Raw genomic sequence first — 11,366 nt, 5'->3', positions numbered from 1 at the left:
GAGGCAAAGACCACGCCATCACCTTATCCACCCAGTCCGCCCACCCGACCCTTGGCCCTCAAGCGGCCGCACACGTCCAACCAGCCGATCATCCTGCCACTTAAGTAAGCGGCATTGCCCTTCGGGCAGGCCATACGGTGGGGGAACCGAAGCCGCGCCGTGGCTGGGAGCCGGCCCGCCGCGCGGAGCGCGGCTAAAAGCGAAAAGCGAAAAGCAGCCGCTGCGCGGCGAGGGACGCGGGTGTGGCGGGAGCTAGTGCTTGTGGGAGCAGTCGGCGCAGGTGCCGAAGATCTCGACCGTGTGGCTGACCTCGGAGAACCCGTTCTCCGCCGCCACCCGGTCGGCCCACTTCTCCACGGCCGGACCCTCCACCTCGACCGTCCGGCCGCAAGACCGGCACACCAGGTGATGGTGGTGGTGCGCGGAGCAGCGGCGGTAGATGGCTTCGCCCGAGTCGGTGCGCAGGACGTCGACCTCGCCGGCGTCCGCCAGCGACTGCAGGGTCCGGTACACGGTGGTCAGGCCGATGCCCTCACCGCGTTTGCGCAGCTCCTCGTGCAGCTCCTGGGCCGAGCGGAACTCCTCCAGCGAGTCGAGCAGCTTGGACACGGCGGTCCGCTGCTTGGTGGACCGCAGCCCCGGCACGTTCGTGTTGGGGCGCTCGCTCGTCGTCACAGTTCCTCCGTCCCGAGTCCTCCTGAGTTGATACCACGCGGACCTTCGTCGACATGGGCCACGGCGTCCACCACGATGTGCGCCAGGTGTTCGTCCACCAGCCGGTAGACGACCTCGCGGCCGTGGCGCTCCCCGTGGACGACCCCGGCGGCCTTCAGGACCCGCAGGTGCTGGCTGATCAGCGGCTGCGCGACGCCCAGCGCCTCCACCAGCTCGTGCACGCAGCGGTCCGACTCGCGCAGTTGCAGCACGATCGCGATGCGCACCGGGGCAGCCAGCGCGCGCAGCAGGTCACCGGCGGCGGAGAGTGTGTGCGCGGGCTTGTTCGGGACCGGTTGGGCCGCGCGCGTGGGGGAGTGCACGTGCTCGCTCCGCACTTCGACCGTCACGGCGCCTCCCACGTGGTATGGATTTTCAGCACCAATACTACGGTCAGACCACCGACAGGGTGACGAGCACGAGCACCGCGAGCACCAGCACGCGCAGCACGCGGGCGCTCGGCGCCAGGTAGCGCCAGGTCACCGCCAGCAGCGCCGCCACGCCGACCACCAGCATCCAGAGCAGCGCCGCGCCCACCGGCCCGCGAATCCACACCCCCGCCCCGAACAGGGCCAGGACCAGCAGGAACACCGCCGGCGCGGGTACCTTCGCCAACGGGCCGCGGCCGGGGATCAGGGTCCGCTTGAAATCCGCCACCGTGGCATCCTTGCACCGTGTTGCTCGTGTGCAGGTTCACCGTCCCCGAAACCGACGTGCCGGCGTTCACCGAGCGCGCCACCAGGGCCCTGGAGCTGCTCAGCGCGCAGCCCGGCTGCCGGGGCGGCCAGGTGGGCCGGGCGCTGGACGAGCCGGACCTGTTCGTGCTGACCGTCACCTTCGACTCGGTCGTGGCCTACCGGCGCTCGCTGTCGCCGTTCGAGGTCCGAGAGCACGTCGTGCCGCTGCTGTCCGAGGCCACCGCCGAGCCCGCCGCGTTCGAGCCGCTGCTGGTGGCCGACGACGGGTCCGTCGAGGTCAGGACGAGTCTGCTGGCCTCGGACGCGGGCACGGTCAGGCTGGGAGAGGCGGCGGGGCCGGCGGTGCCGCGCTAGCCAGCTCGTGCAGCCGGTCGACCCGTTCGGGTGGTTGGTGGGCGTCGAGCAGCTCCAACGCCTTGTTGGCCTGCTCAGCGGCCTCGGTGTGCCAGCCCAGCGCCGCGTAGTCCTCGGCCAGTTCCTCGTGGAACCAGCCGTCCGGCGGGCTGACCGCGATCGCGTGCCCCATCAGCTCGGCCGCCTCGGCGGGGCGGCCCAGCGCGCGCAGCGTCTTGGCGACCGCGTACCGGGCGATCTCGATCTCGTGCACCTCGTCCGACGTCTCCTCGCGCGCCACCAGCGCGACCCGGAACGCCTCCAGCGCCTCCTCGAACCGCCCGGCCTCGTAGTGCGCCCAGCCGAGGTTGTTCAGCAGCGGACCGACCCAGTACCGGGCCTGCGGGTCGTCGGACGCCGACGCGATCTCCACGCCCCGCGCGGTCCACTCCTCGACGTTGTCCACCAGCGCCGCCATGTGCGCCGCGTCGGCCGCCAGGAAGGCCTCGTCCAGGTGCGAAGCCAGCACGAACGCCGCCACGAACAGCGGCAGCGCCTCCTCCGGCGCGCCCGCCGAGCGCAGCAGCCGGCCGCGTTCCAGGAACACCCGGACCCGGCCCGCCGAGTCCGGCGGGGCCAGCGCCTCCGCCTCGGCCAGCAGCTGCTGCCCGGCCGCGGTGTCACCGCGCAGGCCCTCGACCCGCGCGAGCTGGGTCAGCACCTCGGCCCGCTCCGCGTCCGCCACCGGCTCCGCCAGGCGGGCGCGGAACCGCGCCTCGGTGCCCGGCAGGTCGGAGAAGTCCCACATCACGCGCAACTCGTCCGCCACCTGCGCAGCGTAGGCACAGGTGGGGCCCGGTCGCCCGATGGAGCGCACCGGCCGGGGACTAGGCTGGCAAGCCCCGATTGTCCCGCCCCTTCGATGGAGTGTCCGTGGCAGCCGATCGCATCGAGACCGTCGTCAGCCTGTGCAAGCGCCGCGGGTTCGTGTACCCGTGCGGCGAGATCTACGGCGGGACCAGGTCGGCATGGGACTACGGCCCGCTCGGCGTGGAGCTGAAGGACAACATCAAGCGGCAGTGGTGGAACACCGTCGTGCGGGGCCGCGAGGACGTCGTGGGCCTGGACTCGTCGGTGATCCTGCCGCGCGAGGTGTGGGTGGCGTCCGGGCACGTCGAGGCGTTCGTGGACCCGCTGATCGAGTGCAACTCGTGCCACAAGCGGTTCCGCCAGGACACCCTGGTCGAGGAGTACGCCGAGCGCACCGGCAAGCAGGTCGCCGAGGGCGACGTCTCCGACGTGCCGTGCCCGAACTGCGGCACCCGCGGCCAGTACACCGAGCCGAAGATGTTCAACGGCCTGCTCAAGACCCACCTCGGCCCGGTGGAGACCGAGGAGGGCCTGCACTACCTGCGCCCGGAGACCGCGCAGGGCATCTTCACCAACTTCCTGAACGTGCAGACCACGTCCCGGCGCAAGCCGCCGTTCGGCATCGGCCAGATCGGCAAGAGCTTCCGCAACGAGATCACGCCGGGCAACTTCATCTTCCGCACGCGCGAGTTCGAGCAGATGGAGATGGAGTTCTTCGTCGAGCCGGGCACCGACGAGGAATGGCACCAGTACTGGATCGACGAGCGCACCCGCTGGTACACCGACCTGGGCATCTCCAAGGAGAACCTGCGGCACTACGAGCACCCGGCGGAGAAGCTGTCGCACTACTCGAAGCGCACCGTCGACATCGAGTACCGCTTCCAGTTCGGCGGCCAGGAGTGGGGCGAGCTGGAGGGCATCGCCAACCGCACCGACTACGACCTGGCGACCCACTCGAACCACTCGGGCGTGGACCTGTCGTACTTCGACCAGGCGACGAACTCCCGCTACCGGCCGTTCGTGATCGAGCCGGCGGCGGGCGTGGGCCGGCCGATGATGGCGTTCCTGCTGGAGGCCTACACCGAGGACGAGGCCCCGAACGCCAAGGGCGGCGTGGACAAGCGGGTCGTCCTGCGCCTGGACCGCCGCTTGGCCCCGGTCAAGGCCGCGGTGCTGCCGCTGTCGCGCAACGCCGAGCTGTCCCCGAAGGCCAAGGACCTGGCCCAGGCGCTGCGCAAGCACTGGAACGTCGAGTTCGACGACGCCGGCGCCATCGGCCGCCGCTACCGGCGGCAGGACGAGATCGGCACCCCGTTCTGCGTGACGGTCGACTTCGACACCCTGACCGACCACGCGGTGACGGTGCGGGAGCGGGACACCATGTCCCAGGAGCGCGTGTCGATGGACCAGCTGGAGTCGTACCTGGCGGCCCGCCTGATCGGCTGCTGAGCCTCGCTACCGCTGGGCGCGCTGGGTCGCGCCCAGCGGCGTCCAGACGAACCGGTCGGCGAAGTCGCCGTTGCCGTGGCGCGCCGCGAGCAGGGCGGGTTCCGGCAGGCGGGGTTTGCGCGTGGAGCAGGATGTGCAGCGCATTCTCACCGCCGTACATCTCTGGCCGGCGGAGGGCGTGGTTCACCTGCGAGATCTGGTAGTCGCGGACCTGGGCCGGCGTGCGTCCCGGCATGGTCAGGCGGTGGCGCGGTGTTCGGAGGGGCTGATGCCGCGCACCCGCTTGAACGCGGTGCTCAGCGCGAACGCGGTGCTGTAGCCGACCTGTCGGGCCACCGACGCCACGGTCGCCGACGGCTCGCGCAGCAGGTCGGCCGCCAAGGTCAGCCGCCAGTCGGTCAAGTACGACATGGGTGGCTCGCCGACGAGTTCCGTGAATCGCCGGGCCAAAGCGGCCCGGGACACCCCCGTCGCCCGGGCCAGTGACGCCACGGTCCACTGGCGCGCCGGGTCGGCGTGCAGCAAGCGCAGCGCACGGCCCACCACCGGGTCGGAGTGGGCGCGGTACCAGGCCGGTGTGTCGGCTTCCGGGCGGCACAGCCAGGTGCGCAGGACCGAGATCAGCAGCAGGTCCAGCAGGCGGTCCAGCACGGCCTCCTGACCGGGCTCGTCACGCGTCACCTCCGCGCACAGCAGCGGGACCAGCGGCAGGTCCGTCGGCGGCGCCACGAGCAGGGGCGGCAGGACGGACAGCAGGCGGCGGCTCACCTCGCCGTCCAGCTGGTAGGTGCCCGACAGGAGCACCACCGACCCGTCCGGGTTGCCGCCCCACGTCCGCACGCCCAGGTTCCACTGCTCGCACAGCCGCGCGCCGTCGGGCGTGGTGCTGATCTCGCCGGGGTGGATCACCGCCTGCGGTGGCGTGACGAGGTCGCCGGCCAGCGTGTACGGGTCCGGCCCGCGCATCACGGCCACGTCGCCCTCGTTGAACGGCACCGGTTCGCCGTCGTCGGGCAGCACGTACCCCGAGCCGCGCACGAACGCGACCACGGACAGCGGGGCGCGGTCCTCGATGCGCAGAGACCACGGCGGGTCCAGCACGGTGCGCAGGATGAACGCCCCGCGCGCCCGTGGACCGTCCAGGAGTCCGGCTAGTGCGTCCACCCGCCCAGCGTAGACGGACTGATATGGATCAGAGCTGATAAGCGATGGAAAGTCTCATCGCCGTCGACTTGACTGAGGTTCGTGTTCACCTTGACGATCGTCGCGGCCCTGGGCTGCGGACTCATGGCAGGCGTGTTCTTCGCGTTCTCGGCGATGGTCATGCCCGGGCTGCGCCGGGCCACTCCGGCCGAGGGCCTGGCGGCGATGCGGGCGATCAACATCGCCGTCGTCAACCCGGTGTTCCTCACCGCGTTCCTCGGCACGGCGGCGGTGTCGGTGGTGGCGGCGTTCGGCGGGACGGTCGCGGGATGGGTGGGCGCCGCGCTCTACGTACTGGGCAGCGTCGTGCTCACTGCCGCTTACCACGTTCCGCGCAACAATGCGCTTGAAGAACGCGGCACGATCGAGTATTGGGCGCGATACCTCAAGGAATGGGTGCCCGCCAACCACGTTCGAGCGATCGCTTGCCTGGGTGCGGCGGTGGCGTTCACCATCGCGGCGACCCAGCTCTGATCGGCGTCACGCTGAGTAGTTTTCATATCCACGAATGACCTGCGTCACGGTCATAAGAGTGAATGTCCTGCTCCAGCTGACGAAGCCCGTCCGCCATTAACGCGCATGTCACCCCTCGCTGTGAAACTGGTAGCAGCGACTCATCGGGGGGTGTCATGAAGCGTGTCGCGGTCTTCGCCGCACTGCTGGCGCTCCTCGCTGTCCTGACCCCGTCGCCGACCGGCCCGGTCCCGCTGGTGCTGGCCGGGCACCACCCGGTCGCGGCGATGCCGGCCCCGTCCGAAGAGGACCCCAATCGCGAGTGCCGCTCGGCTCCCGAGCCCCGCACCTGCGCGTCCTCGACCCAGCGCCCCGGTTCGGCCCAGCGCCCCGCCGCGCCCGACCGCGCACCCACCGGCCGCGCGCCGGTCCCGCTCACCCGTCCGGGGCCGCGCGCCGACGCGGTCGACCACTTGCACACCCGGCTGACACCGCCGGTCCTCCAGGTGTTCCGGAACTGATCCCACCGCTCCACCGCGCTCGCACAACCGCATCCCAAGCCACTACTGACCAGTGAGGATTCCCGTGGAATTCCGTCACCTAGTTCAGCACGCCCGGACACATGCGCAACGGCGTTCCCCGGAAACGGGGCGCAGACTCGCGGCCGGCCAGTCACCGACCGCTTTGTTCATCACCTGCGCGGATTCGCGCATCGTCCCGTCCGCCATCACCGGCGCCGAGCCGGGCAGCCTGTTCGAGCTGCGCACGGCGGGCAACGTCATCCCCGCGTTCGACCCGCACGCGGCGTCCGCGGAGATGGCCACCGTTGAATTCGCCGTGGTGCAACTCGGCGTTTCCGAAATCGTCGTGTGCGGTCACTCGCACTGCGGCGCGGTGGCCGCGCTGCACGCCGACCGGCACGCCCTGTCCCACCTGCCCACCATGGCGCGCTGGCTCGCCACGCACGCGCCGTTCCGCACCAGCGCGCCCACACCGGGCCTGCGCGAGGAGGGCCGCGAGCACGTGCTGGCCCAACTGCGCAAGCTGGAGGACTACCCGTTCGTGCGGGACCGCGTCCTCGCCGGCGACCTGCGCACGCACGGCTGGTTCTACGACATCGAGACCGGCGAGGTCTCGCTGTGCGGCGCCGACCGCTTCCAGCCGCTCGAGGAGACCTTGGCGTGATGATCATGCACACCGGACGACGCACGTCCTCCTACTGGCCCGACGTCGGCGCTTCGCTGGTCGTCTTCCTCGTGGCGCTCCCGCTGTGCGTCGGCATCGCCGTGGCCTCCGGCGTCCCGGCCGAACTCGGGATCGTCACCGGCGTGGTCGGCGGCATCGTCGTCGGCCTGCTGCCCGGCAGCTCGTTGCAGGTCAGCGGCCCCGCCGCGGGTCTGACGGTGCTGGTCGCCGACACGGTGGCCGCGCACGGGCTCGACGCGCTGGGCGTCATCGTCCTGGGCGCGGGCCTGTTGCAGGTCCTGATGGGCCTGCTGCGGCTCGGGCGCTGGTTCAGAGCCATCTCGCCCTCGGTCGTGCAGGGCATGCTCGCGGGCATCGGCCTGGTGCTGGTGCTCGGCCAGCTCTACCCGTTCGCCGGGGCGTCGGTGCCGGTCAGCACGGCGGAGAAGTTCGCCGGCCTGCCCGGTTTGTTACTGGCCGCCTCGCCGTACGCCGTGGTCCTCGGCGTGTTGACGCTGGTGGTGGCCGCGCTGTGGCAGCGCACCCGGTTCCGCAAGGTGCCCGGCATCCTGGTGGCCGTGGTCGTGACCAGCGCGATCGGCGTGCTGCTGCCCGTGCCGCGCATCCAGGTCGGGTCGCTGTCCGACGTCATCCGGGTGGTCGACTTCTCGCTGATCGACGCGGGCGTGCTGGGCGCGATGGTGACCATCGCCCTGGTCGCCTCGGCGGAGAGCCTGTTCAGCGCGGCGGCCGTGGACCGGATGCACAACGGGCCGCGGACGCGGTACAACCACGAACTCGTCGCGCAGGGTGTCGGGAACACGGTGTGCGGCCTGCTGGGCGCGCTGCCCATGACGGCCGTGATCGTGCGCAGCTCGGCCAACGTCCAGGCGGGCGCGCGGACCAAGGCGTCCCGCGTGCTGCACGGGGTGTGGCTGCTGGTGTTCGTGGTGGCGCTGCCGGGTGTCCTGTCGTTCGTGCCGGTGGCGGTGCTGGCGGCGATCCTGGTGCAGGCGGGGTGGAAGCTGCTCGAACCGGGTCGCGTGCTGGCCCTGGCCAGGACCGACCGCGCCGAGGCCGCTGTCCTTGTTTTGACCGCCGGCCTGATCGTGGTGACCGACCTGCTCACCGGCACCCTCGCGGGCCTGCTGGCGGCCGTGGTGAAGACGGCGTGGGACGTGTCCCGCCTGACTGTCACGGTGACCCCGGACGGCCAGGACCACGAGCACGTGGAACTGCGCGGCAACGCGACGTTCCTCCGCCTGCCCCGGCTGCTGGACACCTTGGAGGCGCTGCCGCTGACCAAGCACGTCCGCGTGGACCTCAGCGGCCTGCGCCACCTCGACCAGGCTTGCCGGCAGGCGATCGAGCAGTGGGCGGAGGCTCACCGAACAGCCGGCCGAACGGTCGACCTGATCCGCCTGTAGCCCCAACCCGAGTCCCGGGCACCGCCGCCCCGGGACTCGGCCGCCCGCGCGCCCACGCCGGCTCCGCGCCGCGCGCCCACGCCAGCGCCTCGCCGCCGCGCCAGCGCCTCGCCGCCGGGTCGCGCCTCGCGGCCTCGTCGCGCCGCGCGGCCCTGGTGCCCAGCCGCGCGGCCTTGGTGCCCAGCCGCGCGCCCACGTCGCCCGCCCCCGCGTGGCCCCCGCGTGGCCTGCCGCCGCATCCCGCAGCGTCGACGCCCGGTTTTGTCGGTACCCCGTGGGACGATGGACATCGGGGGCCGGAGGCCGCCAAAGGTCCGTCAGCTGTGCGGCACCAAGGTCGTGACCAGGGCCTTCGCCACGGCCGACAGCTCCTCCCGCGCCGCACCCTCGTCAACCCCGCTGTGCACCGACAGCAGCGCCACCGCGTACCGCCCCGCCACCACACCCGCGCTGTGCAGGTACAGCTCCGCCGGGTGGTACCACATCCACCCCTGCTTCGCGTACGCCCCGAGTCCCGGCGCCAGCAGCCCGAAGTCCTGCTCGAACCCGTCCGCGGCGGTCTGCGGCGCGGCCGACAGCGCGGCCACGAAGAAGTCCCGCTCCGCCTCGGGCAGCGCGGTGAGCGCGTACCGGTACAGCCGCACCAGGTCCGCCGCCGACATCTCCACGTCACCCCACTGTGACGCGTCCGCCGGCGCATGCGTCTCGGTCAACCCGGCCAGCGCCGCGACCCGGTCCACCGCGCCCATGCCGTCGTGCAGCGTCCACAGGGCGTTCATGGCCTGGTCGTCGCTCGCGCTCAACGCCCGCCGCAGTCGGTCCCGGTCCTCCTCGTCCACGTCGCCGCGCGACAGCACGTCCACCGCGACGACCAGCTTGCTCAACGACGCAGTCGGGAACGGCACGTCGGCCCGGGAGCCGGTCTGCACGCCCGTGTCCAGGTCGAGCACGGCCAGTCCCAGGTCGACGGCCCCCGTGTCGGCCACCGCCCGCGCCACCGCGCCCGCGAGGTCCGGGGCGGTGGCGGGCTCGGTGCGCGGTGCGGCGGTGGACTCGGGAGTGCGGGGCGCGGTCGGCGCCATGGCGACAGGGTGTGAGGTGCAGGCCGCGGCGCAGAGCAACGCCCCTGCTACGAGCGCCGACCGCCACCGTCTTCCCACGTATCCAGAATTCGTTTCACAACCGGCGGATGTCGAGCGAATCCTCCTGTGCGGTTGCTGAAGAGTTGTCCCGCCGGACCACGTAGGCCCCGCCGGTGCGCCGTTCCGACAGCGCCTCGACCATCTCGGTGCCCCGGTAGAGCAGGCCCGCGCCGTCGTCGGTGCAGTAGGTCAGCGGCAGCTCACCGGACGCGACCGCGGCCTGGATCGTCGGCCGGCGCAGCGCCTCGGAGTCGTAGTGCACGCCGTTGCCGTACGGCAGCAGCCCCAGGCCGTTGGTGACGACCCGCAGCTCGGGCCCGAACGAGTCCGTCGCGCCGCCGGAGTGCCAGCAGATCGACCCGGCGGACACCCCGCCGAGCACCACGCCCGCCTCCCACGCCTGCCGCATGGCGTCGCCCACGCCGTGCACCCGCCAGACGGCGAGGAGGTTCGCGACCGACCCGCCGCCGACCCAGACCACGTCGTGCTCCAGCAGGAACCCGGCGATGTCGTCGGTCGGCGGCATGGTGAACAGGTTGAGGTGGCTGACCTCCCACCCGGCGATCCGGCCGGCTTCGGAGACGTCCGCGTTGAACCACCGCTGGTCGCCGTAGGCGGTGCCGACGTGGCACAACCTGGGCTTGGTCGCCCCGGACAGTTCGACGGCTTCGCGGACCAGGGGAGCGAACTCGAGGTTGCTGCGGAGGCCGGCGCGGTATCCGCCGGAGGTGGCGAGGATCGTGGGCTGCTCTGCGGGCATTCCGCGATCCTCGCAGGCACACGTTCGGGTGTGGAATCATCGTCGGCGTGACCTTCCTGGCCCGACTCCGCCGCTTGGTCCAGCGCACCGTCATCGGCGCCTTGGTGGTCGGGTTCCTCGTCGTGGGTGGTACGGCGTTCCGCGTCTGGCAGGTGGCCCGCGAGGACGACCGGACGCACGCCGACATGGCGGTGGTGCTGGGGGCGGCGCAGTACAACGGTGTGCCGTCGGAGGTCCTCGAGGCGCGGCTGGAGCACGCGCGGCGGTTGTTCCAGCAGGGGGTCGTCAAGTTCATCGCGACGACCGGCGGGCGGCAGCCCGGGGACAACTACACGGAGGGGCAGGCCGGCCGGCTGTGGCTGGAGGCGCAGGGCGTGCCGGGTGACCGGATCCTCGAGGTCGGGGAGGGCACGGACACGCTGGGCAGCATCCGGGCGTTGGCCGGTCAGGCGCGGGCGAAGTCGCTGAAGACGGCCGTGATCGTGTCCGACCCTTGGCACTCGCTGCGCGCGCGCACGATGGCGGAGGACGAGGGTTTGGACGCGTGGACCTCGCCGACGCGCAGCGGGCCGAACGTGCAGACGCGCGAGACGCAGCTTTTTTACATCCGCCGGGAGACCGGGGCGTTGTTGTACTACCACCTGATGAAGGCTCCGGTGGACGTGTTCGACGGGATCACGCTATAACGGGTGGGGCGGGCGTTCGGGCTGGTCAGGAGCAGTACCCGATCGTGTGACATGCGGGATCTGAAACCGATCGCCCCGCCGCGCGTCCCGTAAACGAGGAGCGCGGGATCACGGCCGGCACGCCCCGGAACCCCGGCCCTGTCGCCGCTGCGATCCGGGGGACCCGGGCGATCCCGGGGAGCGATCCCGGGGACTTGAGCGGACTGGTGTGCCGGGTGTGGCCGGGCTAGCGGAGCGGGTCCGGTGTGGCGGGGAAGGTGAGCGCGCGCGGCGGACCGGGCCGGTGTGGTGGTCGGCGCGGCCCAGGTGTGCCGGGCGCGGTTCGGGCGGGTCGGGCGCGGTTCGGGTGTGCCGCGCGCGGTTTGCATGTGCCGGGCGGGTCGGGCGTGGGTGGGTGTGCCGGGGGCGGCTTGGGTGAGTCGGGCGCGGGTCGGGGCGGGGGCGCG

General features: G+C 72.0%; 15 protein-coding genes. 7 read left to right on the top strand and 8 right to left on the bottom strand.

The window, feature by feature from the left end; genetic code table 11:
• Positions 1 to 252 precede the first annotated feature (252 nt).
• Genes RIN75_RS17725 through RIN75_RS17715 form a run of 3 tightly spaced genes read right to left on the bottom strand, consistent with a single transcriptional unit; the run spans position 253 to position 1,371 of the window.
• The gene (locus RIN75_RS17725) at positions 253 to 675 is read right to left on the bottom strand and encodes a Fur family transcriptional regulator (protein ID WP_309113040.1); all 423 of its coding nucleotides are present in this window, start codon (positions 673 to 675) and stop codon (positions 253 to 255) included.
• The gene (locus RIN75_RS17720; protein WP_375295975.1) at positions 672 to 1,064 is read right to left on the bottom strand and encodes an ArsR/SmtB family transcription factor; all 393 of its coding nucleotides are present in this window, start codon (positions 1,062 to 1,064) and stop codon (positions 672 to 674) included. Before RIN75_RS17720 ends, RIN75_RS17725 begins: the two co-directional genes overlap by 4 nt.
• 43 nt (positions 1,065 to 1,107) lie before the next feature.
• Entirely contained in the window at positions 1,108 to 1,371 is a 264-nt protein-coding gene (locus RIN75_RS17715; RefSeq protein ID WP_309113039.1) for a hypothetical protein, read from the bottom strand.
• Positions 1,372 to 1,388: 17 nt separating this feature from the next.
• On the opposite strand from RIN75_RS17715, the gene RIN75_RS17710 reads away from it, so the two are divergent.
• Positions 1,389 to 1,766 (top strand): antibiotic biosynthesis monooxygenase family protein, encoded by a 378-nt coding sequence (locus RIN75_RS17710; RefSeq protein WP_309113038.1) that lies wholly within the window; start codon positions 1,389 to 1,391, stop codon positions 1,764 to 1,766.
• On the opposite strand, the gene RIN75_RS17705 is transcribed toward RIN75_RS17710, so the two are convergent.
• Complete coding sequence (locus tag RIN75_RS17705) at positions 1,726 to 2,574, bottom strand: tetratricopeptide repeat protein (protein WP_309113037.1); 849 nt, start codon at positions 2,572 to 2,574, stop codon at positions 1,726 to 1,728. The genes RIN75_RS17710 and RIN75_RS17705 overlap by 41 nt on opposite strands.
• Before the next feature lie 104 nt (positions 2,575 to 2,678).
• Here RIN75_RS17705 and RIN75_RS17700 point away from each other — a divergent pair, with 104 nt between their 5' ends.
• Positions 2,679 to 4,064, top strand: a complete 1,386-nt coding sequence (locus tag RIN75_RS17700; RefSeq protein ID WP_309113036.1) for a glycine--tRNA ligase — start codon at positions 2,679 to 2,681, stop codon at positions 4,062 to 4,064.
• A gap of 6 nt (positions 4,065 to 4,070) precedes the next feature.
• Here RIN75_RS17700 and RIN75_RS17695 read toward each other — a convergent pair whose 3' ends face one another.
• Positions 4,071 to 4,208 carry a hypothetical protein gene (locus RIN75_RS17695; protein ID WP_309113035.1) on the bottom strand — a complete coding sequence of 46 codons (138 nt, stop codon included), beginning with the start codon at positions 4,206 to 4,208 and terminating at the stop codon, positions 4,071 to 4,073.
• Between the two features lie 93 nt (positions 4,209 to 4,301).
• Entirely contained in the window at positions 4,302 to 5,228 is a 927-nt protein-coding gene (locus RIN75_RS17690) for an AraC family transcriptional regulator (RefSeq protein ID WP_309113034.1), read from the bottom strand.
• A gap of 81 nt (positions 5,229 to 5,309) precedes the next feature.
• Here RIN75_RS17690 and RIN75_RS17685 point away from each other — a divergent pair, with 81 nt between their 5' ends.
• The 4 genes from RIN75_RS17685 (at position 5,310) to RIN75_RS17670 (ending at position 8,332) form a co-directional block, all read left to right on the top strand.
• Positions 5,310 to 5,741, top strand: a complete 432-nt coding sequence (locus RIN75_RS17685) for an anthrone oxygenase family protein (RefSeq protein WP_309113033.1) — start codon at positions 5,310 to 5,312, stop codon at positions 5,739 to 5,741.
• 155 nt (positions 5,742 to 5,896) lie between these two features.
• Positions 5,897 to 6,241, top strand: a complete 345-nt coding sequence (locus RIN75_RS17680; protein ID WP_309113032.1) for a hypothetical protein — start codon at positions 5,897 to 5,899, stop codon at positions 6,239 to 6,241.
• A gap of 163 nt (positions 6,242 to 6,404) precedes the next feature.
• Entirely contained in the window at positions 6,405 to 6,905 is a 501-nt protein-coding gene (locus tag RIN75_RS17675; protein WP_309113031.1) for a carbonic anhydrase, read from the top strand.
• Complete coding sequence (locus RIN75_RS17670) at positions 6,905 to 8,332, top strand: SulP family inorganic anion transporter (protein WP_309113048.1); 1,428 nt, start codon at positions 6,905 to 6,907, stop codon at positions 8,330 to 8,332. The genes RIN75_RS17675 and RIN75_RS17670 overlap by 1 nt, the downstream gene beginning before the upstream one ends.
• 317 nt (positions 8,333 to 8,649) lie before the next feature.
• Here the strand turns inward: RIN75_RS17670 and RIN75_RS17665 are convergent, their stop codons facing one another.
• A complete protein-coding gene (locus RIN75_RS17665; protein WP_309113030.1) occupies positions 8,650 to 9,414 on the bottom strand; it encodes a serine hydrolase in 765 nt (254 codons plus the stop codon).
• Between the two features lie 94 nt (positions 9,415 to 9,508).
• Positions 9,509 to 10,234 carry a peptidase E gene (locus RIN75_RS17660; RefSeq protein ID WP_309113029.1) on the bottom strand — a complete coding sequence of 242 codons (726 nt, stop codon included), beginning with the start codon at positions 10,232 to 10,234 and terminating at the stop codon, positions 9,509 to 9,511.
• Between the two features lie 47 nt (positions 10,235 to 10,281).
• Between RIN75_RS17660 and RIN75_RS17655 the strand changes: the two genes are divergently transcribed.
• Positions 10,282 to 10,920: a YdcF family protein gene (locus RIN75_RS17655; protein ID WP_309113028.1), complete on the top strand. Its 639-nt coding sequence runs from the start codon at positions 10,282 to 10,284 to the stop codon at positions 10,918 to 10,920.
• Positions 10,921 to 11,366: the final 446 nt, after the last annotated feature.

This window comes from Saccharothrix sp., from assembly GCF_031180885.1.
Lineage (GTDB): Bacteria > Actinomycetota > Actinomycetes > Mycobacteriales > Pseudonocardiaceae > Actinosynnema.
This window is presented reverse-complemented; position numbering and strand designations above follow the sequence as displayed.